General features: G+C 36.0%; 30 protein-coding genes and 1 tRNA gene. 17 read left to right on the top strand and 14 right to left on the bottom strand.

What is annotated here, in order from left to right:
- Positions 1 to 34: 34 nt before the first annotated feature.
- Positions 35 to 799 carry an enoyl-CoA hydratase-related protein gene (locus fad_RS08445; protein ID WP_081143046.1) on the top strand — a complete coding sequence of 255 codons (765 nt, stop codon included), beginning with the start codon at positions 35 to 37 and terminating at the stop codon, positions 797 to 799.
- 62 nt (positions 800 to 861) lie between these two features.
- On the top strand, positions 862 to 1164 hold the full coding sequence (locus fad_RS08440) for an L-rhamnose mutarotase (protein ID WP_081143045.1): 303 nt from the start codon (positions 862 to 864) through the stop codon (positions 1162 to 1164).
- Positions 1165 to 1235: 71 nt separating this feature from the next.
- Here the strand turns inward: fad_RS08440 and fad_RS08435 are convergent, their stop codons facing one another.
- The 4 genes from fad_RS08435 to fad_RS08420 all read right to left on the bottom strand — a co-directional run bounded on the left by fad_RS08435 (position 1236) and on the right by fad_RS08420 (position 4974).
- Entirely contained in the window at positions 1236 to 2333 is a 1098-nt protein-coding gene (locus tag fad_RS08435) for a CofH family radical SAM protein (RefSeq protein WP_081143044.1), read from the bottom strand.
- A gap of 79 nt (positions 2334 to 2412) precedes the next feature.
- Positions 2413 to 3135 (bottom strand): MqnA/MqnD/SBP family protein, encoded by a 723-nt coding sequence (locus fad_RS08430; protein ID WP_081143043.1) that lies wholly within the window; start codon positions 3133 to 3135, stop codon positions 2413 to 2415.
- Between the two features lies 1 nt (position 3136).
- Positions 3137 to 4243: a radical SAM protein gene (locus fad_RS08425; protein WP_081143042.1), complete on the bottom strand. Its 1107-nt coding sequence runs from the start codon at positions 4241 to 4243 to the stop codon at positions 3137 to 3139.
- A gap of 59 nt (positions 4244 to 4302) precedes the next feature.
- Positions 4303 to 4974 (bottom strand): aspartate racemase/maleate isomerase family protein, encoded by a 672-nt coding sequence (locus fad_RS08420; protein WP_081143041.1) that lies wholly within the window; start codon positions 4972 to 4974, stop codon positions 4303 to 4305.
- A gap of 83 nt (positions 4975 to 5057) precedes the next feature.
- Between fad_RS08420 and fad_RS08415 the strand changes: the two genes are divergently transcribed.
- Positions 5058 to 5948 (top strand): Rossmann-fold NAD(P)-binding domain-containing protein, encoded by an 891-nt coding sequence (locus tag fad_RS08415; RefSeq protein ID WP_081143040.1) that lies wholly within the window; start codon positions 5058 to 5060, stop codon positions 5946 to 5948.
- A 30-nt stretch (positions 5949 to 5978) separates the two neighbouring features.
- Positions 5979 to 6542: a LysE family translocator gene (locus fad_RS08410; RefSeq protein WP_081143039.1), complete on the top strand. Its 564-nt coding sequence runs from the start codon at positions 5979 to 5981 to the stop codon at positions 6540 to 6542.
- Here fad_RS08410 and purN read toward each other — a convergent pair whose 3' ends face one another.
- From purN to fad_RS08395, 3 genes are all read right to left on the bottom strand, one after another.
- The gene (purN, locus tag fad_RS08405) at positions 6543 to 7151 is read right to left on the bottom strand and encodes a phosphoribosylglycinamide formyltransferase (protein WP_081143038.1); all 609 of its coding nucleotides are present in this window, start codon (positions 7149 to 7151) and stop codon (positions 6543 to 6545) included.
- A 106-nt stretch (positions 7152 to 7257) separates the two neighbouring features.
- The gene (locus fad_RS08400) at positions 7258 to 7542 is read right to left on the bottom strand and encodes a ferritin family protein (RefSeq protein WP_081143037.1); all 285 of its coding nucleotides are present in this window, start codon (positions 7540 to 7542) and stop codon (positions 7258 to 7260) included.
- Positions 7543 to 8238, bottom strand: coding sequence for a peroxiredoxin (locus fad_RS08395; RefSeq protein ID WP_009886843.1), 696 nt, complete (start codon positions 8236 to 8238; stop codon positions 7543 to 7545).
- Between the two features lie 148 nt (positions 8239 to 8386).
- Between fad_RS08395 and fad_RS08390 the strand changes: the two genes are divergently transcribed.
- The 3 genes from fad_RS08390 (at position 8387) to fad_RS08380 (ending at position 10121) form a co-directional block, all read left to right on the top strand.
- Positions 8387 to 8809: an Lrp/AsnC family transcriptional regulator gene (locus tag fad_RS08390; protein WP_081143036.1), complete on the top strand. Its 423-nt coding sequence runs from the start codon at positions 8387 to 8389 to the stop codon at positions 8807 to 8809.
- A 264-nt stretch (positions 8810 to 9073) separates the two neighbouring features.
- The gene (locus fad_RS08385; RefSeq protein WP_081143035.1) at positions 9074 to 9328 is read left to right on the top strand and encodes a DUF2614 family zinc ribbon-containing protein; all 255 of its coding nucleotides are present in this window, start codon (positions 9074 to 9076) and stop codon (positions 9326 to 9328) included.
- A 268-nt stretch (positions 9329 to 9596) separates the two neighbouring features.
- Positions 9597 to 10121, top strand: a complete 525-nt coding sequence (locus tag fad_RS08380) for a hypothetical protein (RefSeq protein WP_081143034.1) — start codon at positions 9597 to 9599, stop codon at positions 10119 to 10121.
- Between the two features lie 171 nt (positions 10122 to 10292).
- On the opposite strand, the gene fad_RS08375 is transcribed toward fad_RS08380, so the two are convergent.
- Complete coding sequence (locus tag fad_RS08375; protein ID WP_009886839.1) at positions 10293 to 10472, bottom strand: hypothetical protein; 180 nt, start codon at positions 10470 to 10472, stop codon at positions 10293 to 10295.
- Between the two features lie 473 nt (positions 10473 to 10945).
- On the opposite strand from fad_RS08375, the gene fad_RS08370 reads away from it, so the two are divergent.
- The 3 genes from fad_RS08370 (at position 10946) to fad_RS08360 (ending at position 12577) form a co-directional block, all read left to right on the top strand.
- Positions 10946 to 11461 carry a hypothetical protein gene (locus tag fad_RS08370; RefSeq protein WP_081143033.1) on the top strand — a complete coding sequence of 172 codons (516 nt, stop codon included), beginning with the start codon at positions 10946 to 10948 and terminating at the stop codon, positions 11459 to 11461.
- A gap of 411 nt (positions 11462 to 11872) precedes the next feature.
- Entirely contained in the window at positions 11873 to 12106 is a 234-nt protein-coding gene (locus fad_RS08365) for an antitoxin VapB family protein (protein ID WP_081143032.1), read from the top strand.
- Positions 12107 to 12577, top strand: coding sequence for a tetratricopeptide repeat protein (locus tag fad_RS08360; RefSeq protein ID WP_081143031.1), 471 nt, complete (start codon positions 12107 to 12109; stop codon positions 12575 to 12577).
- Positions 12578 to 12652: 75 nt separating this feature from the next.
- Here the strand turns inward: fad_RS08360 and fad_RS08355 are convergent, their stop codons facing one another.
- On the bottom strand, positions 12653 to 13060 hold the full coding sequence (locus fad_RS08355; RefSeq protein ID WP_081143030.1) for a PIN domain-containing protein: 408 nt from the start codon (positions 13058 to 13060) through the stop codon (positions 12653 to 12655).
- The gene (locus fad_RS08350) at positions 13057 to 13293 is read right to left on the bottom strand and encodes a hypothetical protein (protein WP_009886833.1); all 237 of its coding nucleotides are present in this window, start codon (positions 13291 to 13293) and stop codon (positions 13057 to 13059) included. Before fad_RS08350 ends, fad_RS08355 begins: the two co-directional genes overlap by 4 nt.
- A gap of 70 nt (positions 13294 to 13363) precedes the next feature.
- On the opposite strand from fad_RS08350, the gene fad_RS08345 reads away from it, so the two are divergent.
- The 3 genes from fad_RS08345 (at position 13364) to fad_RS08335 (ending at position 14650) form a co-directional block, all read left to right on the top strand.
- A complete protein-coding gene (locus tag fad_RS08345; RefSeq protein WP_196795598.1) occupies positions 13364 to 13573 on the top strand; it encodes a hypothetical protein in 210 nt (69 codons plus the stop codon).
- A gap of 49 nt (positions 13574 to 13622) precedes the next feature.
- Positions 13623 to 14579, top strand: coding sequence for a replication factor C small subunit (locus tag fad_RS08340; protein ID WP_009886831.1), 957 nt, complete (start codon positions 13623 to 13625; stop codon positions 14577 to 14579).
- A tRNA-Ala gene (locus fad_RS08335) sits at positions 14579 to 14650 on the top strand. Before fad_RS08340 ends, fad_RS08335 begins: the two co-directional genes overlap by 1 nt.
- 465 nt (positions 14651 to 15115) lie before the next feature.
- On the opposite strand, the gene fad_RS09555 is transcribed toward fad_RS08335, so the two are convergent.
- Positions 15116 to 15250: a hypothetical protein gene (locus fad_RS09555; protein ID WP_257788215.1), complete on the bottom strand. Its 135-nt coding sequence runs from the start codon at positions 15248 to 15250 to the stop codon at positions 15116 to 15118.
- A gap of 86 nt (positions 15251 to 15336) precedes the next feature.
- Here fad_RS09555 and fad_RS08330 point away from each other — a divergent pair, with 86 nt between their 5' ends.
- Positions 15337 to 15732 carry a hypothetical protein gene (locus fad_RS08330; protein ID WP_081143029.1) on the top strand — a complete coding sequence of 132 codons (396 nt, stop codon included), beginning with the start codon at positions 15337 to 15339 and terminating at the stop codon, positions 15730 to 15732.
- A gap of 73 nt (positions 15733 to 15805) precedes the next feature.
- Here fad_RS08330 and fad_RS08325 read toward each other — a convergent pair whose 3' ends face one another.
- Positions 15806 to 16201, bottom strand: a complete 396-nt coding sequence (locus fad_RS08325; protein WP_081143028.1) for a PIN domain-containing protein — start codon at positions 16199 to 16201, stop codon at positions 15806 to 15808.
- The gene (locus fad_RS08320; protein WP_081143027.1) at positions 16183 to 16395 is read right to left on the bottom strand and encodes an antitoxin VapB family protein; all 213 of its coding nucleotides are present in this window, start codon (positions 16393 to 16395) and stop codon (positions 16183 to 16185) included. Before fad_RS08320 ends, fad_RS08325 begins: the two co-directional genes overlap by 19 nt.
- Positions 16396 to 16604: 209 nt before the next feature.
- On the opposite strand from fad_RS08320, the gene fad_RS08315 reads away from it, so the two are divergent.
- Positions 16605 to 17135, top strand: coding sequence for a hypothetical protein (locus fad_RS08315; protein WP_081143026.1), 531 nt, complete (start codon positions 16605 to 16607; stop codon positions 17133 to 17135).
- Positions 17136 to 17627, top strand: a complete 492-nt coding sequence (locus fad_RS08310; RefSeq protein ID WP_081143025.1) for a PIN domain-containing protein — start codon at positions 17136 to 17138, stop codon at positions 17625 to 17627. It begins immediately after the preceding gene.
- Positions 17628 to 18309: 682 nt separating this feature from the next.
- On the opposite strand, the gene fad_RS08305 is transcribed toward fad_RS08310, so the two are convergent.
- Complete coding sequence (locus tag fad_RS08305; protein WP_009886695.1) at positions 18310 to 19173, bottom strand: IS481-like element ISFac5 family transposase; 864 nt, start codon at positions 19171 to 19173, stop codon at positions 18310 to 18312.
- A 92-nt stretch (positions 19174 to 19265) separates the two neighbouring features.
- On the opposite strand from fad_RS08305, the gene fad_RS08300 reads away from it, so the two are divergent.
- Entirely contained in the window at positions 19266 to 20444 is a 1179-nt protein-coding gene (locus fad_RS08300) for an MFS transporter (RefSeq protein ID WP_236940569.1), read from the top strand.
- The last annotated feature ends 20 nt before the right edge of the window (positions 20445 to 20464 follow it).

Genomic DNA, 20464 nt, shown 5'->3' with positions numbered 1-20464 from the left:
GGTTTTTAATGCCCCTGCGTTATATTCAGTTAATATGTATAACACACTGCTTATTGAGGATAGGGGATATGTTTCTGTTATTGAAATCAACAGGGCTAACAAACTAAATGCTCTCGGTGACGATGTAAGGTCTGATCTATTAGCAGCTTTCAAGGACTTCAATTCTGATCCAGCTAAGAGAATAGCAATATTAACCGGAAAGGGCAAGGCTTTTTCAGCAGGCGCTGATCTTACATCAACATCAGATAAAGAGGTTGATATAAAGGATGAGCTATCAAATTCATTTCACCCTATCCTGAAAGAGATGGTGAACAGCAGGAAAATATTTATCTCTGCAATAAACGGTGTGGCAGCCGGAGCAGGCATGAGCCTTGCACTGGCATGCGATATATCCTTTGCATCACGTGAAACAAACTTCATTATGGGATTCCATGGCATAGCCCTTGCCCCCGATACAGGGCTCGTGCTCATTCTATCGCGCCTTGCAGGAGCTAAAGCCAGGCCATACCTGCTGTACGGTGGATCATTTTCAGCTAAGGAAGCTGAAGAAATGGGGCTGGTACAGGTTGTAGATGATCCATTTATGGATGCAATTGAACTTGCAGAAAAGTTGTCAAATGGTCCATACAGGGCATATTCTGTTTCAAAGCAGCTTATTAATCAATCTCTTTATTACGGCCTTGATGAGTTCCTGCAGGATGAAGCAAGGTTGCAGTCAGATCTTGGAACAAGCCATGATTTCCGCGAAGGTGTCTCTGCATTCAGAGAAAAGCGCGGCCCAAAATTTATCGGAAAATAAGCAATAGTAACACTTTCATCCACAATGGAAACTTTAAATAGAAATGAAATATTTTTATTATTATGAGATATTTTTTCAAGCTCAGCATTAACCCGGCAGATAAAGAATTATACATTTCCAGGCATCAAAATATATGGCCTGAAATGCTTGAGGAATTAAAAAAGGCAGGCATAAGGAATTATTCCCTCTTCTTAAAAGGAAATGATGTATATGGATACTGGGAATGCGATGACTTTGAGGCCACAATGAGAATTATCAATAAGAGCAAGATCAATGAAAAGTGGCAGGAATCCATGAAAGGCATTATAACAGGTAGGGACGATATAATTCCTTCGCCATATGAAGAAGTCTTCCACATGGATTAAGAAAAATTTCTATACATTCTATATTAATAAGGAAAACACAGAAATTCTAAAAATAATATAATTTATAATAATCAATAGGTTTTAACCGGATTATACATATTATCCCTTTCCACAGGAACCATGTTAATCTGCTTGATGGAGTTTATTATGTATTCCTTTCTCAGGTTGCCTACCTGCTTTCCTGTTGCAGGTATTACCTTTTCATCGTATATTGTTCCTCCCCAGTCGTTTGCACCGAATAATATGGCCATCTGTGCCATCTGCATACCGTTTGTAAGCCATGAACTCTGTATGATTGGCAATTCATTATTGAAGACTATCCTTGCTATTGCAATATTTTTAAGTACAGATACTCCACCAGACCTGTACTTGTAGCCTTCCTTTGCAAGCTCTGTATTGCCAGGTTCAAAATTCCAGGGGGTGAATGATAAAAATCCATGGTATTTCTTCTGCAATTCCAGTATAGAAAGCAGATGGTGTGCTTTGTCAAGTGAAGTTTCCAGGTGCCCGAACATCATTGTTGCTGATGTGTGTATACCGAGCTTGTGCGCGGTCTCCATAATCTCCAGCCACTGCCTTCCACTTGCTTCAGGCCTGCCCATCCTTTTTCTCACACTGCCATCCAGAATTTCGCCACCGGCACCGGGTATTGTTTCTAACCCGCTTTCCCTTAATTTAATTAATAAATCCTTCATGGGGATGTGTGCCTTAAGCGATATAAAATGAAGTTCAGCTGTTGAAAGCCCGTGTATGCCTAATCCAGGAAATTCTTTTTTTATTCTGCCAAATAGCTCTGTATAATAATCAAGGTCAAGGAAAGAATTAACGCCACCCTGTATTAAAAGTTGCCTTATGCCATATGGCTCATAATATGTCTTTATCTCATTTACAACATCATCTATTGAAAGGGTGTATGCATCGCCGTCATTCTGTGTCCTGTAAAAAGCACAGAAATGGCACCTTACATTGCAAACGTTTGTATAATTTAATATTAAATTGGAAACGAATGAAACCCTGTTTCCAGAAATTTTATCAGTAATGCCCCTGGCAAGCCTTCCAAGGTCCCTGAGGCTTGTAGAATCATATAATGAAACTATTTCATTCTCATCAAGTGTTTCCCCATTCTTTATTTTATCTTCTATTGTATCTATGTAACCGTAAGAAATCATAATATATCATCACATTATAAAATAAATAGGTATCTAAAAATAACTTTTATGAAAAAAATAATTAATTGCAAATATACATTTATCCGATTATTTTACGGGCAAATTCAATAGTTTTCATTACGCTATTGTTGAAGGAATAATCCATTACCCTGTAATACTCTTCCATTAATTCTCTCTTTACATGGAATTTTAATGAGTTTTTTTCTGCCGATTCCTTTATGTATTTTTTTGAATCTTCTATATGCTTATCAAGATCACTGATTCTGGCATTATCTACTGCATTCCGGGATGCCGCAACGGCATAAACCGGCTCAAGCCCGTATAGCTTTGAGAACTCAAGCCCAACATCAAGAAGTATATTTGCAGAACCTGAATAAGCTTTTATTGCTTCATCTCCAATAACCAGTGCATAATCCGCATCCTTAAGGAGGTTTTCATAATCAGAATATCCCGATTCCTTTAATTCAAAGGATATTCCCATTTTCTCAAGAACCAGTTTCAAATAAAATTCAGTAGTTTTTGTAAGTGATGTTACATTTATTTTTATATTATTTTTGAGATATCCAGATCTGGAAAGGAGTATTGTTGATATGCTGTTTGCCTTTGTATGTATGTTAATGCTTTTTACAAGGTTTAATTTATCACTGTGCTCCAGGTATGTAACAAGGGATACCATGCCTATTTCAGTTCTCCCCTCCTCCAGATCCCTGTAATTGTCCGCCGCACTTTTCCTTACAATTTCATCAGGGGAGAATGTCATGCTGAGCGGGTCAGAATGTGAAAGATTGATGAGTCCTATCATGTTAATAGTACTCCTTTATGTTGTAAAATGTATCCCTGAGTGCCGGCACCTTTCCTATTTCCTCAATTAAATGGTTAAGCTCTTCCACGCTACCAGAGGTATGCCTGTTTGTTGCACCGAAGACTTTCTCACTGAATGCAGTTCCAACAAGGTCGCTTCCACCGGACATCAGTGCAACCTGTGCAAGCTCTTTGCCAAGTGCAACCCAGTAGACACTCACATTCCTTATGGCTTTTCCAAGAATTGCCCTTGCCAGTGCGTAAACCCTGATATCCTTGTCTCCAGAGGCAGGCATCCTTACCTTTCCCATTTTATATAAAGGTGTATTTTCTATGCTGAATTTTAATGGAATAAATGATAAAAATCCGGGCTGCTCCAGCTGGTTATCCCTCAATCTAACCATATGGTTTATAATATCATCATAATTTTCTACTGTTCCATAGGTCATTGTCGAATTGCCTTTTACTCCAAGGCTGTGTATTAGTTTCGCATCCTCCAGCCATTTTTCACCGGAAATTTTTTCAGGAGTTGTTATCTGTTTCCTGACCTCTTCATTGAATATTTCTGCCCCTCCACCTGTATGTGCATCCATTCCTGCTTTCCTGAACCTGTCTATAACTTCAGGAATAGAATTTCCAGTGGTTCTCGCTATAAAGTCTATTTCAGGTATAGTGAATGTTTTCAGTGTAATATCCGGCAATACTTTTTTTACTTCGCGGAAAATGTTTTCATAGTATTCCAAATTTAAATCAGGATTGAATCCGCCAACTATATGTATTTCCGTAACGTTAAGTTCCTTTGCCTTCATGGCTTCCTTATGCACATCCTCTACCGAAAGCTCGAATCCCTTTTCAGGGTTATATTTTTTAATTTTATATGGAACATAATACGCACATATGGGACATGAAGCCGTGCAAAAATTTGAATAATTGATATTGTAGGAAACGGCATATGAAACCTTATCCCCCACTTCCCGTGATGCCAGGGAGTCACCAAGTGACATCAACGAATAAATATCCATGTTCAGCAGTTCATGTGCATCTTTCTCCTTAATTTCATTATCCTTCAAAAAATCGAACCAGTAATCCTTATTATAAGCTATTGACATATATTCATATTGTAACTAAAAATAAATAATTATTCATATTTAAATAATATGGGAATAAATCAAATATCCTGCAAACCTGGTATTCTTATGGGATTTCCGGTAATCCTGGATATTTTCCACAGTATAGCCGAGTTTTCCGATAATACCGGTTTTCCATATATGCTGCTTAACTTATCAAGGATTTTTGATGTGGGCATTGCGGTGCATGAGATGTAAATTAAATCACTTTTTTCTACAGTACCAATATTTTTATCCAGCATGCATCTTATTTCCTCCAGGCTGGTTCTGGCAATGTCCAGCGCATATATTTTATTTAATCCATAGGACCCGGCAATGTGAAAACCTTTCTTTGAAAAATATTCTTTTTCTTCATCTGTCCTTTCCTTTATATATGGCGTTCCAAGCCACATGTATTTGCTCCCTGATTCCTGGAGGTATTCAATAACAGCTTCCTCAGGTATGATGACATTTCTTCCGAATACTTCCCTTATAATATCTGCATTTTTATGTGTTCCAAATGTCCTGCCATATACAATTACGTTTGATGATCTTCTCAATAAGCTATAGGCCTGTTTCAAATCATTCCTGAATTTTACCGGGTCATCAGGCTCGCAGTTCCTGGAAGGCCTCATCCTGGTTGAATGGAAGCTCATATTTTCAGGAGCCATTCTATACATATCGTATTCCAGTGCCACGTTGTTGGCCGGTACTATCATGCCAACCCTGATCATAATTCATAATTTCTTCACTGTTTATTAATTTATTATGAATTTTATTCCGGGAAAATTGAAATATAATAATCATATGTTAAACTATGATTACCTACATAGATGATAATGATGTTAAAAACAACCTTCCTGTAAAAGAATGTGTTGATGAGTTAAAGGAAGCTTTTATTTCATATGGAAAAGGGGAATCTGACTCTAGCCCCAGGGACAGGATATACGGAAAAGATTTTGTTTTCAGCACCATGCCAGCACTTTATGAAAAACGTGGCATAGCAGGATTGAAAACATATATGTATGGAAAAAGCGGATACCGGTTTTTTGTTATACTGTTCAGTACAGAAAACCCCGGCAAACTATTTGCAATGGACGCAAACGTTCTCGGGCAGATAAGGACAGGTGCTATTTCAGCAATGGTTACAACAATGCTGGTAAAGAAGAAGAGAATCAATTATACAATTATAGGGTCAGGATTTCAATCTGAATCACAGTTGAATTCAATTTCAGAGTACTACGAACTGGAAAATGCCCATGTATATTCAAGAAACTTTGAACATGCAAAGAAATTTGCAGAAAAATCCAGAATTAAAGTTGAACCCGTTAAAGACCTATCATGCCTTAAGGAATCAGACATCATTGCATCTGCAACGGATACAGAGGAGCCAATATTTAATTATTCCATGCTACCTGAAAATTACCATATTAACCTGATCGGCTCAAATGTCTTAGGTTCAAGGGAAGCAGATAAGGATGTATTTGAAAACTCAGGGCTGGTAATAGAGGAAAATTCTAAGCAATCAGCAATGGAATCATCAGAAATAAGCGATATAAAGGATAGGAGCAAAATAACCACATTGGGAGAATTTATGTTAAACCCTGATAAATACAGAAACAGCAAATCTGTTTTCAAATGCCTTGGAATAGGGCTGGAAGACCTGGCTGCAGGATATATTGTCCTTAAAAATATGTCATTGCTATAATTTTAAAATACTCCTATAATATTTCCATAGATGTTTCTTTACGACTATGGCTTAGGCATCCTGCTGGGGCTATCACTTGCAGGCCCGCCCGGTTCCGTAAATTCAATTATTGCAAACGAAGCGCTTAAATCTCCGCTTCATGGCACACTTGTAGGATTAGGTGCAATGACCGCGGATTTAACATTTTTTGCCATAGTATTCCTTACCAATGGAATCATAAGCCCTACAATTCTGAAGGTTATATACATAATAGGTGGTATTTTCATGCTTTACCTGGGCATATCAATACTCAGGTCAAAAATGCCATCAAAAACAAGGAAAGGCAATTATGTTTTAGGAGTAACCATGGGATTGACAAACCCTTTTCAGATAATATGGTGGTTTACAGTTGGATTCTTCCTGCTCAAGGAACTGAGCATATTTTCCATCACCGGATTATATTCTGGAATCGTGGTGTGGACAATAGTATTCCCATATGTTGTGTGGCGTTTTGGAACGGGCTATGAAAAATACATTAAAATTGTTTCTGCAGCTATAATATTTGCATTTGCAATATACATACTGTTCGATGGATTGCACCTGATATTGAAATAATTATTCCCTGATTACACGTTTGCCATTAATTGAATACCTTTTTGTAATCAGCAAATTTATTGAATATACAAGTGCTTTATGTTCCTCCTCATGTATCTTTTCTTCCAGTGACTCCGGTGTATCACTGTCAGATACTTCAACAACTCTCTGGTCTATAATAGGCCCATTGTCAACATCCTTTGTAGCAAAATGAATTGTACAGCCGGAAAACCTTGCGCCGGATTTTATAACAGCTTCATGGACTTTCCCCCCGTAATAGCCTTTGCCGCCAAAAGCAGGCAATAATGATGGATGGAGGTTTATCATTTTGAAAGGATAAGCATCTATTATATTATCTGGAATTATTTTCATGTACCCATCCAGAAGTATTAAATCCGGGTTTTCTGCAGCGAGAATCTCAGATATAATATTGTTATAATCTTCTTTTTTACTGTCTACCAGGACAGGCATTATACCGCTGTTCCTTGCCCTCTGGAGTACATACGCCCTTTTATTATTGCATATTAATTTTGAAATCTTTGCATCATTTATGACGCCATTATCTATTGCATCCACCACTGCCTGAAAATTTGACCCGTTTCCAGATGCAAGTACAACAATATTATACATGGCATGGAATTGCCTTTTGTTTTAAAAATTATTTGATATTATAATTGTTTTTAAAAAATCATTAAAAATATTTAAGTCCTCTCACAGGGTTTATAAAAATAAATATTTAATCCCCAAGCTCTTTTAATTCTTTTTTGGAGAATAATATTTCCTTTAATTCCCTGTCAAGTTCCGGGTCATTTCTCCTGAGGTATTCCAGCAGCAATGAGAAATGTTCTTTTTCATCGTCCCTGTTATGCTTTATCACTTCCTTCAATACAGGATCCTTTGATGCATCCAATCTCTCGTCATAGAACATTATTGCCTGCATTTCTTCTATTAGCGATTGCCTTGCTCTTGACATATCCTTTGTCTTTTCATCTAAACTATTTTCTGTTTCGTACATCGGCATTTAATTCGCCTCCTTCATTCTTGATACTTCCTTTGCTTCTTTTACTTCTTCTTCAGGAGCATCACGGTATGTTAACCACCAGGCATATCCCTTATATTTTTTTAATCTTTCCGGTATATCGTTCATAGTTGCCGGTGGTGGAATTATAAACCTCCCTTTCATTAATTCATTGTCAGGCCAGTTTGCAGGTGTTGCTATCTTATATTTGTCAACCATCTGCAGGGCTTTGATCATCCTGAGAATTTCAGATATATTTCTTCCTATCTCCAGGGGATAATAAAGTATAGCCCTTACCACTGCTTTGTCATCCACAATAAATACTGCCCTTACAGTAGATGTTGCAGATTCAGCATGTATCATTCCAAGAGATTTTGCAACGTTTCCCATAGGATCCGCTATTATGGGAAATTTAACATCTATTTTTAAATTGTCATGTATCCAGTTGATCCATTCCATATGTGATATTTTTGAATCAACACTCAATCCTATTAATTCAGTATTTAATTTAGTGAATTCATCATTTCTCTGTGCAAATGAAAAGAACTCAGTGGTACATACTGGAGTAAAATCTCCGGGATGGCTGAATAGGACAAACCATTTTCCTTTGTAGTCGTCAGGCAACTTCTTGCTTCCCTGTGTTGTAACAACATCCATTTCAGGGAATTTCTCTCCAATTAAAGGCATTCTGTTTTCCATGTTTATCAACTCTTAATTGTATGTTTGCATAAATACTTTGTGTATATGTATAATTATAATTACCAATTATACTTATTTAATTATACAAATGTTCAGTAAATCTAAATTATAAAACATAAATTTTTATTCTTTATTATAATATACTAATATGGTTGATAAACTGGACACGGAAATTGCCCGGTATCTGATTGACAACTCAAAATTGTCCATACGTGACCTTGCTAAATTATGCAATGTTAGTCCTGGGACTATTAGAAACCATCTGCAGAAGATGGAAACAGACAAGCAAATTATAGCATATACAACAAGGCTCCAGGGGAAACGCCTCGGCCTGGAAGAAGCAATACTGGGGCTTGATATTATGCCTGAGCATTATACAAGGACACTGGAAGAATTAAGAAAATTAACCTTTATCAAGAGCCTTTTTTCAACTTCTGGAGATCATTCAGCTATAGCTATAGTCATTTCAAAGCTATATGGAAAATCAATGAACGAATGCATAGCGGAAATAGAAGCTACAGAAGGTGTCAGGAACGTATACCCTTCAATTGTAAATAGCACGTTGAAATAAGAACCTTATTTTGCCAGGGTAAAGGAAGATATCTACTGCAATTGCAACGGCTATTTCACCGCCCGGTGATTATAATGCTTTTTGGTGTCTGAAGGGATCTGAGATTTCGCCATATCATTCCTGGTTAATATCTGCCCTTTATATGGTAAAGTAGTTATCTACACTCCTGCGTAAGTTAACATCTTCCTACTTTATGTGTGACTTCTAAACTTACGGCAGAAAGCAAATATTTATTAGCACTATGGCTATAAACGAGGCGATAAAATGGTCAAATTTCATGCGATAAACAAAATAATGACTGCTGGCACCTTTTTGTTTTTTGTCTCCCTTATTGTATTGGCTATCGGTGCAATTTTTCATTCTAACGGTACAATTTTGGCAGACAGTTTTCTTTATGGAGGATTAGCCTTCCTAATTTCCATAATTCTCCTGGCAATAGGTTTAGTCATTGGTGCAAGAAGTGGAAAACTTCAACAGAGGACTGATGAGATATTCAGCAAGAAGAAAAAGAGAGAGTAAAGCATCAAAGTGAATAATACATACCTTATTATTGCACTGTCGGCATCAGCTCTTTTCACTGCTCTTTGAGCAATGCTAGTCTATCTTTATTTTGACCATGTGTTATACACCTTAGGGAATTATCCTACTATCATTGTTCTATTTCGACCAAAAGGATATACTATGTATTAATTTTTTATTCGCAAAAGAGGGAACCGGACTAAATGTTATATAACTACCGGAAAGCATCTTTAGGAAAGTCTTTTTAGGCAAAACTGTATGTATATTTATGGTAAATGAAGATAAACTTAAGTCAGATATTGAAAAATGCAGAAAAGTTTCACAGGACGGTTCAATGGTTACTTATGATTTAACTTCTGGAGTTGATTTTTCAAATCCCAAGCTTGTCGCAAAGGAACTGGCTGAAGTATTCTTTGAAAAGGATGCGAAGAACTGGTTCAAGGTGGATGATGATAAGATTGATTTCGAGCCAACATACAAAGTCCGTGTAGTACTGGCAGAAGAGAATAACAGGAAACTTGAAGCCACTGTTGATGACCTGCTTGAGGACATAAAGAAAGACGACATATCGGGCACTTATTCAAAGCAGATAAAGGACGATTCTGTTGTGGATTCGCATCTCCAGTCTACTATAGCAGCAAGCGCAATACGGTCTGCCATCTTCCGGCACTCTGAAGAAAAGGTTTATGCCGGTTCAATTAGCGATGACCTGTTTACGGATATTCTGGAGAAGCTTGAAATTAGATCCCTGAATGATAAGGACCTGATGGACTGGAAGAAACTGCCATTATAAATACAAGAGAAGATAAATAACTCTTGTAGTATCCTTTCCAGAGCACCTTCCATGATCGACTATGGTTAAATGGGAGGTCATATTCTGGAATTAGTTGATACCGATGCCGGCTTTTCTATTGCGGACATCATTTAGAAGTTGGTAAATGTGTAATTTTTAAGGGAATGCAATTTAAACAGTATCATATTCTTTTAAAGACCCTTCGAAACCGCATTTCGGGCACACAATAATTGCACCCAGGGCTACAAGTCCTCCTGGCATTTTCATCCCGGCCTTGTATTCCAGAGGCTTAAATCCCCACCGTGGTTTTTTGAATATTTCCCCGCACTTTCTACACTTAATATCTGTCATAGTTTTCCAATTATATAATTTGTGGATATATATAAATGTTAGTTAAAATAAGTAAGTGGTGCATTATAAAAACGTTACCAAAAATTGTGTTGTTAGCACCGATCTATAAGCTTTAATTAATATTCATTATGCCCTGCTTAATATGTCCAGTAAAGCATGAAATCTATTTTTTGGCAATGAATGAAGTAGTCTGCAATCAAGCTTGATTCGGGACTGCAGGGAGGCAAGCATTATTTTCTTATTATCGTATCATGAATAGCCATGGTTATCTTAATAATTAACCATGTTCTGAAATACTTATATCATCATGTTAATTACATTCTCTCAGATGAATAAACGTACCTATTGAAATTATCCCTAAAATAATACATTTTACTGAAGAAATTATACACAAAAACAGTTCTTATCCAAATATAGATAATGGCTATGAATTTTAACAGCAAAATTTAATACATATTATAAATTATTTCATTATGGTAAAAATCATTGGTTCAATAGATAATGCTGCCCATATGAACGACACTTACTATCTCATTTTCACCGATAATGAAATGTATCAATTCTTGACAATGAGTGCAAAGGAAAGGCTTTCCGATATGTGGCATACAACTATGGGTAATCCAGAAAGAATGGCGCCTGTTGTTGGCAATTATTCCAATTATAAGGTTACCCAGGAAGAGGCTGAAAACATAGTTATGGAGAATGCCAGAAGAGGCAAAGAAATAGAAGATAACCTGGAAACAAAGCTCTCAGAAGTACCACCTCAATATACAGTTATTCCTTATTCAACCGTAGATAAGGCAGAATTAAGCGGCGGAACGGTAGTTTCCCTTCCTGAGATTCTTTTGCATGCGAATAGAAAGAAGCTGAAGTTCCACCTTGTTCGTTGCAACTTCCATGGAAGGGGAAAATTGACAGATGAAATATTTTCTCAATACAAAGAAACACTCACAACGGCATTTGGGAGCAAGCTAAAAGTCAAGAGTTAGTTTTTGCTTTAAAAATTTTTTCTTTTATTCTCGTGTATCTATGGGAATTGTGGGCTACGCCAGATGGTACTTTCTATTTCCTGGATAATTCTCCCGGCCTCTAAGATGGGAAACTATATTCTTCTGAATATTTAACTTCAAAGTTGGTCACTGAATTCTCAACTGTTTCTTTACTTCTTCTGATGTGTATGTTTTCTTCTCTTTTACATTAATGAGGCTTGTTAGCAAAGAAATTCTGAAATTCTCAGTATACATTCACTCCTCATCACCTTCAGGGAGCGCATCCAGCCGTTTATCGCAAGTCATACTTCTGTATGCTTTTAATCCGTTTATTTTTCCCCTGAAGAATAAATAACTGCTCATTAACCCAATTTAGTAAAGTTTAAAATATATACGCATATAGATATTATAATGCCCAGCAAGAATATATCAATTTCAGATGAAGCATACAACAAATTAAAAAAATTAAAAGGTAAAAATGAAAGTTTTACCGCTGTTATAAACAGGCTGTTCTCAACTATTACCCTGCTTGAATTGAGGGGCACTATTTCAAATGAGGATGCAAATGGCATGAGAAATAGCATAGTGGAATCTAGAGAAGCAAGGAGGGAAAAAATTGAAAAGCTTTTTGAGAGATGGAAATAAATGAAAAGTCCGAACAATATTATAGAAGAAGCCTGGAAGTATCAGGACAAACCGGAAATCATGTTGAAAATTTTCCAGGAATCCTATGATGATTTCAGCGAAAATGCTGCTTACCTGTTTGAATATGCCAATGTTCTGGATTTTCTGGGTAAGGAAACCGAGGCAATTCCACTCTATGAAAAGGCAATAAAACTAAGACTTACGGGCAAAATGAAAATACAGGCTGAAATGCAGTTGGGGAGTTCATTAAGCATAAAAGGTGAACATGAAAGTGCAATAGCTATTCTAGATGGAGTTTATAAGGATACAGCAGACCCCGCATCACTGGAATTTCTATGCATTGCTCTTTTCAGATCCGGGCAAGCTGATAAGGCTCTTAAGTATGCCCTCAATTTTATCCTATCTAGTAATCAGGGTATGCTGCCCGAATACAGCAGGGCTCTATCAGACTATGTTAATGAAATAAAGTGATGGTTCATGTTTCTAAAGCACCCTTAATTAAAGGATACTGGAGACTCTCATTTTCCCTGTACTTCGTTCTATCAACTAGCACTCAATAATTTCTATTCCGATTTTTTTGCATTGCTTGGATAGTTTTTTATCAAAAGTCACTAGGGGAGCATTTCGGGAAAGCGCGTCATATGCAATTATCCAGTCATTGAAATCCCTGAAACTGAAGTTGTTTTCAACTATGAATGTAGATGTCCCCTCAAGCATCCTTTCGGATAGCCAGGAAACCATGAAATAATCGCTGTGCAATAATTCTTCAAGTTTCATCCCGACACTGTTATTATTTATTCCATATCTTGGAAGAACAAATCCAATTTCAATAATTGAAAGGGAATTTATTATAATATTTTCCGATTCATTTATAATCTCAGTTGCACGGCCATGCTGTGGAGAGTTTTCTATAGCATCATATACCAGGACATTTGTGTCCACTACTAATGTCATCTATCCCTCGCTTTCCAACCTTTTTTTATCTCTTTGTCTGCATCAAGAGATGCAAGGTCTTCTCTGACGTTGAATGTAATTCGCTTTCCACTCTTACCTGTATCGGATTTCTTATTCCCAAGGCGTTGATTAATAATCTTGGACATATTCTTAGTACTCCCATATTTTTCAATAGATTCTCTCACAATTTCAGCATAAATTTCGTCATCAAGATTGATTGTGGTTTTTACCATATTTATATTATCATAATGCCGTATAAAAGTTTTACGGTTAAATGGTATAATTAATAGTCAACTCAATATTATGCCTGAACATTATACAAAGACACTGGAAGAATTAAGAAAATTAACCTTTATCAAGAGCCTTTTTTCAACTTCTGGAGATCATTCCGCCATAGCTATAGTCATTTCAAAGCTATATGGAAAATCATTGAATGAATGCATAGCAGAAATAGAAGCTACAGAAGGTGTTCGTAATGTATACCCTTCAATTGTAAATAGCACGTTGAAATAAGAATTTTGAATAGATATGTTTATAAATAAAGTAATTATCAAAAAAAAGTATGTTAAATATCTGGACGGAAAAATACAGGCCAAGCAAACTCTCGGATGTCATAGGCGAAAAAGGGAACATAAACAGACTGAATGCCTATGTTAAGGATAAAAATATACCACACCTTATTTTTGCCGGACCACAGGGGACAGGCAAGACATCCACAGCTATTGCACTGGCAATTTCATTATTTGGCGATTCATGGAAAGAAAATTTTATGGAATTAAATGCATCCAATGACCGTGGCATAGATATTATAAGGGACAATATCAAAAACTTTGCCAAGATCAGGCCATCAAATGATCTGGGATTTAAGATCATATTCCTTGATGAAGCAGACCATCTTACAGGGGATGCCCAGGCTGCACTGAGAAGGACAATGGAGATGTTTTACAACACAACCCGTTTTATATTTTCATGCAACTATTCATCCAAGATAATTCCTCCGATTCAATCCCGATGTGTGGTTCTCCGTTTCAAGCCTATTGACAGGGAATCAATGAAGAACAGGTTAAAGGATATAGCTAAAAAGGAGAATTTCGAAATAGACGATGATTCCCTTGATGCCATATACGAAATCTCAGATGGTGATATGAGAAAGGCCGTAAACGTCCTTCAGGCGGTAAAGCTTTCAGGAAAAGTTTCTGCTACTGCAATATATGAGATATCAGGGGAAATTAACAGGGATGAATATAAAAATCTCATCAATATGGCAATAGAAGGGAATTTTAATGATGCCAGGAATTATCTTGACAAGATGTTAATTGACTATGGATTGTCAGGAATAGATATAATAAAAGGGATGCATTCATCTATACGGGGAGAGCAGATAGCATACAAGCAGAAGCTCGAAATAATCATGGCACTGGCTGAGGCTGAATTCAGAATTGTTGAAGGTGGCACAGACAATATACAGATGGATGCACTTCTGGCTAAATTGTCCTATATCGGCAGTGAAATTAATTAGGGCCGGTAGATCAGCGGTAGATCGCTTGCTTCGCAAGCAAGAGGGCTCGGGTCCAAATCCCGACCGGTCCACTTAATCTAATACTTTTATACTACTATTCAGTAAACACATTTATTACGGCTATGGAACCCTGGTGTCAGAAATTTCTTCTATAAGACGATGTAGGTTGATGTTTTAATAATCCTGTTTTAATCATTAGTATTAAGAAACTTTGTCTATTGCTAGCTTCTGAAAATAACATATGTATATTATGCTGGTTTCCACAATTTGATCTTAGACGTTTTCATCATAAGCAAAGTAAGCCATACCATAGCTATTATATATGGGATAAGAGGTATAAGTGACAATGCCTTATAAGCAGATGGAAGGAAAATACCAAGTACAGTTACAGAGATTGCCAGCCCAATAGAAAGAGGTATTATAAATCCAAAGAACTTTCCGAAACCCGGATCTACATATGTTGGAATAGATGGATCGTATTCATGATCTGAAAGATCAAAACTCTCTTTCTGGTTGCATCTTGGGCATTTAAATATCTATACGTTAAAGGCTCTCACGGCAGTAATTGATCCATACTTTGAATGTATAAAATTGAATTCGAACTGGCAGTTAGGGCATTTAACCTTCGAAGTATGCTTTTTAGCAAATTGCTCAGGAACATTGGACGTCATTAACTGAGCATTTAACCTTGATATTTAAATGTTCTATCAAAATAAATATTTTATACTGGGGCTTGATAAGAGTAAGGGAAACAAACATGAGATATGAAAACATCTATAAGTCTATCCTTTTTTATATTGCTAGTTTATTACTTCTCTATCTGTCAATATTTTTATCCAACAACCTGAAGTACAATGGGCATTTCATATCCGCATTACCAATAGTTTTACCCTTGATTTTTTCTATAGCATCTATTGGTATTGCAGTCCTTCTTATAATGGAAAAAGATTCTCCATGGTTTTTTAGAACAGGAATTATGAGTTTAGTTGGTGGAATCACTTTATTTTCGTTCGGTATCCTAGCATTCTACTTACGAGTAAAATCCTTAGTATGGGCAGGTTCATTTGTACTTGGCATACTGTTTATCCTGGCAGCGATGGTTAGATTATTAATTCAGGGTGGTTTGAGTGCATACAGAAAAAGCAGGAATTAGAATATTATTTCTATCAGTATTTGGAATTATATTTCTGACTTCAGGCTTTATGGGTATTAGTATATTTTAAAAATCATAACCTGAACAGCTTTAGGCCAATATCCGTTAAAACTTCAAAATGGTTGTCTAAAGTGTAAAGTGAACACCCGTTGTTTATCGCTATTGCTGCTATGATTACATCTATTCTGGGAATAGCTTTCCCACTTCTTTCGGCACTTAGTTCTAAGTCTACAGACAGTTCAGTGTCACTTTTCCTGTAGCCTAAAACTGGAATCTGCATGACCAATTTAGAATCTTTAGAATATTTTTTAATTCCATATAGAACCTCGTGTAAATTTATGGAGCTTGTGCAGTAATATTCTCCGCTGTCAATAATCTTTGACATAAGCGTCTCTCCTTTATCCGATTTCTTGTCGAGTATCTCAATGATAACATCTGTATCCAGTAGAATCAATTTTCTCTCTCCCACCGTTTTTTCTCAACTTCTTTTAGAAGTTCATCCTTTCCTTCGAATTCAATGCGCCCTCGCAATGACAGAAGTAGTTCCTGTTTGCTCTGTGATTTTACTAGCCTTTCCAATAACTCACTAAAGCTTTCGTTTTTCTTTTTAACACCGATTAATTCATCATACACTGACTTTTTAATGGTAATTGTTTTTGGCATAACATATGTTTATGTTTAAACTATACTTAAATGTTATTGATGGTGTCAATAAAATTTCTTTAGTATTTACAGGTTCTTCTATCCAGATTAAGTTATAATTAAATCCCGACTGATCCACTATTTTATCCGAGATGCACAACCAACCTCTACTCGTGAAAACTTACTGCGTTACACAAGAAATATATATAACAATGGAATATCTTCGTTATATGGTTTCAAGAAGTGATTTGTTGCTTTCTTTCATATACGCATGGGGAAAGTCTAAGAAGAATAATGAGTCAATCCCATCAGTTACACATTTACAGAAGGAAATTTTCCTCCTATGTAGAAGAACTCCATTCATAGATATGAAGGAGATCTATCACTTTGAACCTCTTTGGTATGGCCCATTTTCAAAGGAACTTTCAGGAGATCTTACTGATTTTCAATCAAGAGGACTGATTTCTTTTGATGAGCTAAGACTTACCAACAGAGGTTTTAAAATTGCCGCTTCAGTTTGGAACAACTTATCTGATTTTGAGAAACAACAAATATACTATGTCAAGTCTACCTTCAATTATATGAGTTTAAAAGAATTACTTGATACGGTATATTCAAGGTACCCAAAATTCACTAAAAGATCAGCCCTTAAGAAAGAGGTTGTAGATAAGTATTTTGCTGAGTTTCTGCAGGAAAATAAAATAACTGAAGAAGATGTAGTCTCTGCTGTCAACCTGGCCAAAGAGGCACTGAAACAATAAATGCGGCTCATAATTGATACCAATGTTATATTAGCCTACCTTATCTCCGGGTCTGGTAGCTCCGCAAATGGTAAGGTATGTAAAAGAGTCGTCAATGGCTCAGATAAGGCATTTACCTGCGATATACTCTATGGTGAGTTGAAAAGACTTCTTGATTTGGACCCAGATCTGGTTGAAAAGATTTCACGGAGTGGAAAGAAAGAAGGAGATGTATTTCGCGCCCTAAATAATGTTAGACCTGAATATTTGAACTCAAGGCTCGATCCTTATGTTATGCAACTGAATTTTATAAAAACAGAGAATCTTACAATAGACCCTACGGCAATACAAGATGTTGGAAACGATTGGTACATGATTTCAATAGCAAAATCAGTCAGTATTGACTATATTGTCACATGGAATACTAAACATGTCCTCAGGTATGCTACCGTAAATGGCATTGACGTTAATAGAATATTAGAACCTCCAAAATACTTGGAATTATTGAAATAAAATACCCTGCTTTTGTATAGTACACAAAAATATAAGTTTTTAATTACTATATCATCTCTCTTTTTGTAAAAGAATTTGTATTCTAGTAATATTCTAATAAAATCTGAATTCGCTCATTTTACTAACTTTGTATTGTAGGTTTTTTGCTCCATTTTTCTATTATTATGAATGTGAGTACATGTATTATAACCAGAGAGTATTGCCATAATACTCCTGTTATAGCCTGATCATATTATTTTCGAACTCAAATATATCAACTGATATTTTTGAGAGTGTTTCAATCTCCGCTATTATGCTTCATTTCTATGAATTTGAATGATGTTCAAAACCTTAAAGAAACCTTAAAGTTTTCCTATATGTTCATATACAAAGGTAAAGTAACAACTAAATACGCTTATGGGGTATCTATTATGAATAACGAAACTTGAAAAGTTTATAACCAAGCACATAACTATCCATTAATCCATATTTAGAAAACATCATACATGACCAGTGTTATCATGTAACAATTTATATATAAGATATTTATTCTATCTGTTATGGAAACTACTAAGTTTAGTGTGGCTTCTTCGTTGAAGAAGAGATATATAAGGATAGCGCCTATACTATTTTTTCTCTACGTTATAAATTTTGTACTGTCCCATTATTATTTCCTTTATATACTGTATGAATTTATATTTTTTCATTTTACCACCATTTTATTTTTATATGCCATTGCTGGTGTAACTATATTATCACCATCTGACAGTGAGTCATGCATCCTTTCATAGTTGTAATGGTATACTACCTCTTCCCAGGTACTGAAATATGGCCTTAAACGTTTTATGGTATAGTTTAATCTCTCCAGTTTTCCATTTGTTTCAGGGTGTTTTACCCTTCCAAGTATGTGTTTTATATTACTGTTATCTAAGTATTCCTGGAACTTATTGTGATCTCCAGGTATTCCATTCTTACCATTTGAAAAGAACTGTGTTCCATGGTCTGTTAATATCTCTTCAGGCTTACCGTAAGTGTTTATTGCTATTTCCAGTGCTTCTATTGTATTATCTATTGTTTCCTCACCGTATATTCCCATTCCTACTATGAACCTTGAAGCATCATCTTCTATTATTATTAACTTCTCACTGTCACTGTATTTAGTCCAGTCCATATGCCATAGTGAGTTGCTATGTTTCCTCTCATATTTTATATATTTTCTCTGTTTCTTCTTATTATTGCTGTTATCAACCATATTTAATAATAACAGTATTCTGTATATATTGTTTTTAGCTATTATTATCCCCTTTCTTTTAAGGTATTTCCTTATTCTTTCAGGTCCTGACATAGGGTATTCATATCTTATTTTTTTAACTATTTCTATATCCTTGCTGTTTAATTCCCTATGTTTCCTTTTACCTATTGTATATTCTCCATTATCCCTGTATTTTTTGTATATGTAATTTACATACCTTGTTGTTATTTTCATTTCCTTAGCTATTTCTGTAGATGATCTTCTCTTATTTTTCTCCCTTATTATATATTTTATTTTTTTCTCATTTAACTTCATTCTGGGCTTATATTCTTTTATTATATTTTTAGAGGGTATATATAGGAAATATTTACGGGACAATATACTACGTTATAAATTTTTTAGACCGGGTGAATCTATCCTATGCAATATCTGCAGGGATGTTCCCTGATATAGGGGTACCGAAATCATCGGCTGATTTAATTGCAGGCATAGCATCGGCATTGTTTTTCGTGGCATATGCCATACCACAGGTGTTCACCACGTTAAGGATAAACAAAGTAGGTGTAAGAAAAATTTTCGCAGTAGCCTTTACTGCATGGGGAATAATAACAATAATAACCGGTTTTGTCCAAAATGTGCCAGAAATTTATGCCCTGAGATTCATTCTTGGATTGGCAGAAGCTCCATTCTATGCGGGAGTTATGTTCTTTATGGGTGTATGGTTTGTTGAGTCCGAGAGGGGAGTTGCGAATGCCTTTTTCAATGCTGCAATTCCGGTTGCCGGTATATTTGGTGGCTTACTTTCAGGTGAAATTTTTACTGTTTATGGCAACAATCCTGGCTGGAGATATCTGTTTATAATCGAAGGTATACTTGCCCTGGTCTCAGTCGTAATCTTATGGATAGTCCTAACCGATTTTCCATCACAGGCAAAATGGATGAAAAAAGAAGAAATAAATGCCCTTGAAGCAGACCTTGATATTGAACAAAAAAATAAAGCTTTAAAAATCCCCTGGAAGAAGGCATTAATGGAGCCGGATGTTATTTTATTAACACTTGTATATTTCTTCGGTGTAACAGCACTCTATGGGTATTCTATATGGTTACCGTCAATTATAGGGTCTTTTGCGCATGTTAACGCAGCTTCTTCCAGTTTCCTGTCTGATATACCATATATAGTTGCAGCTATAGCACTTATTTTTATACTGAGGTACTCGGATAGAAAAGGTGATCGGAAAAAACTTACAGCCATTATATTCTTTATCGCTTTTATAGGGCTTGCAATAAGTGCTTTCTCAATATCGAACGCCTATGTATCTTTTGCATTCTTTACAATATCAGCTATTGGAATATTCACATTCCTTCCGGTTTTCTGGAATATACCCCAGGAATCACTTACAAAGGAAAGTTCCGCTGCGTCAATAGGCCTTATCAATGGGCTGGGTAACCTCGGTGGTGCAGTTGGGCCTATAGTTGTTGGGGGGCTTGAGACTGTAACCCATTCCTTCGTAGCAGGTGTTTATGGGATGGCATTATTTGCCCTGGTAGCTGGAATTCTGGTATTATTCGTAAAGCATTCCAGATAAGATAATTTATTTTTTTATAT

Source organism: Ferroplasma acidiphilum (assembly GCF_002078355.1).
GTDB classification, from domain to species: Archaea; Thermoplasmatota; Thermoplasmata; order Thermoplasmatales; family Thermoplasmataceae; genus Ferroplasma; species Ferroplasma acidiphilum.
The sequence above is the reverse complement of the archived record's forward strand: the minus strand, read 5'-3'. Positions and strand labels throughout refer to the sequence as shown.

Bases quoted from the DNA above. Each gene is read 5' to 3' on its own strand.
- fad_RS08345 (WP_196795598.1), top strand. From the start codon at position 13,364: ATGCCTGAACATTATACAAAGACACTGGAAGAATTAAGAAAATTAACC.
- fad_RS08365 (WP_081143032.1), top strand. From the start codon at position 11,873: ATGCCCAGCAAGAATATATCAATTTCAGATGAAGCATACAACAAATTA.
- fad_RS08390 (WP_081143036.1), top strand. From the start codon at position 8,387: ATGGTTGATAAACTGGACACGGAAATTGCCCGGTATCTGATTGACAAC.
- fad_RS08360 (WP_081143031.1), top strand. From the start codon at position 12,107: ATGAAAAGTCCGAACAATATTATAGAAGAAGCCTGGAAGTATCAGGAC.
- fad_RS08380 (WP_081143034.1), top strand. From the start codon at position 9,597: ATGGTAAATGAAGATAAACTTAAGTCAGATATTGAAAAATGCAGAAAA.
- fad_RS08375 (WP_009886839.1), bottom strand. From the start codon at position 10,472: ATGACAGATATTAAGTGTAGAAAGTGCGGGGAAATATTCAAAAAACCA.
- fad_RS08445 (WP_081143046.1), top strand. From the start codon at position 35: ATGTATAACACACTGCTTATTGAGGATAGGGGATATGTTTCTGTTATT.
- fad_RS08340 (WP_009886831.1), top strand. From the start codon at position 13,623: ATGTTAAATATCTGGACGGAAAAATACAGGCCAAGCAAACTCTCGGAT.
- fad_RS08410 (WP_081143039.1), top strand. From the start codon at position 5,979: ATGTTTCTTTACGACTATGGCTTAGGCATCCTGCTGGGGCTATCACTT.
- fad_RS08435 (WP_081143044.1), bottom strand. From the start codon at position 2,333: ATGATTTCTTACGGTTACATAGATACAATAGAAGATAAAATAAAGAAT.
- fad_RS09555 (WP_257788215.1), bottom strand. From the start codon at position 15,250: ATGACGTCCAATGTTCCTGAGCAATTTGCTAAAAAGCATACTTCGAAG.
- fad_RS08320 (WP_081143027.1), bottom strand. From the start codon at position 16,395: ATGCCAAAAACAATTACCATTAAAAAGTCAGTGTATGATGAATTAATC.
- fad_RS08330 (WP_081143029.1), top strand. From the start codon at position 15,337: ATGAGATATGAAAACATCTATAAGTCTATCCTTTTTTATATTGCTAGT.
- fad_RS08305 (WP_009886695.1), bottom strand. From the start codon at position 19,173: ATGAAGTTAAATGAGAAAAAAATAAAATATATAATAAGGGAGAAAAAT.
- fad_RS08385 (WP_081143035.1), top strand. From the start codon at position 9,074: ATGGTCAAATTTCATGCGATAAACAAAATAATGACTGCTGGCACCTTT.
- fad_RS08425 (WP_081143042.1), bottom strand. From the start codon at position 4,243: ATGTCAATAGCTTATAATAAGGATTACTGGTTCGATTTTTTGAAGGAT.
- fad_RS08310 (WP_081143025.1), top strand. From the start codon at position 17,136: ATGCGGCTCATAATTGATACCAATGTTATATTAGCCTACCTTATCTCC.
- fad_RS08315 (WP_081143026.1), top strand. From the start codon at position 16,605: ATGGTTTCAAGAAGTGATTTGTTGCTTTCTTTCATATACGCATGGGGA.
- fad_RS08350 (WP_009886833.1), bottom strand. From the start codon at position 13,293: ATGGTAAAAACCACAATCAATCTTGATGACGAAATTTATGCTGAAATT.
- fad_RS08370 (WP_081143033.1), top strand. From the start codon at position 10,946: ATGGTAAAAATCATTGGTTCAATAGATAATGCTGCCCATATGAACGAC.
- fad_RS08430 (WP_081143043.1), bottom strand. From the start codon at position 3,135: ATGATAGGACTCATCAATCTTTCACATTCTGACCCGCTCAGCATGACA.
- fad_RS08355 (WP_081143030.1), bottom strand. From the start codon at position 13,060: ATGACATTAGTAGTGGACACAAATGTCCTGGTATATGATGCTATAGAA.
- purN (WP_081143038.1), bottom strand. From the start codon at position 7,151: ATGTATAATATTGTTGTACTTGCATCTGGAAACGGGTCAAATTTTCAG.
- fad_RS08415 (WP_081143040.1), top strand. From the start codon at position 5,058: ATGATTACCTACATAGATGATAATGATGTTAAAAACAACCTTCCTGTA.
- fad_RS08420 (WP_081143041.1), bottom strand. From the start codon at position 4,974: ATGATCAGGGTTGGCATGATAGTACCGGCCAACAACGTGGCACTGGAA.
- fad_RS08400 (WP_081143037.1), bottom strand. From the start codon at position 7,542: ATGCCGATGTACGAAACAGAAAATAGTTTAGATGAAAAGACAAAGGAT.
- fad_RS08440 (WP_081143045.1), top strand. From the start codon at position 862: ATGAGATATTTTTTCAAGCTCAGCATTAACCCGGCAGATAAAGAATTA.
- fad_RS08395 (WP_009886843.1), bottom strand. From the start codon at position 8,238: ATGGAAAACAGAATGCCTTTAATTGGAGAGAAATTCCCTGAAATGGAT.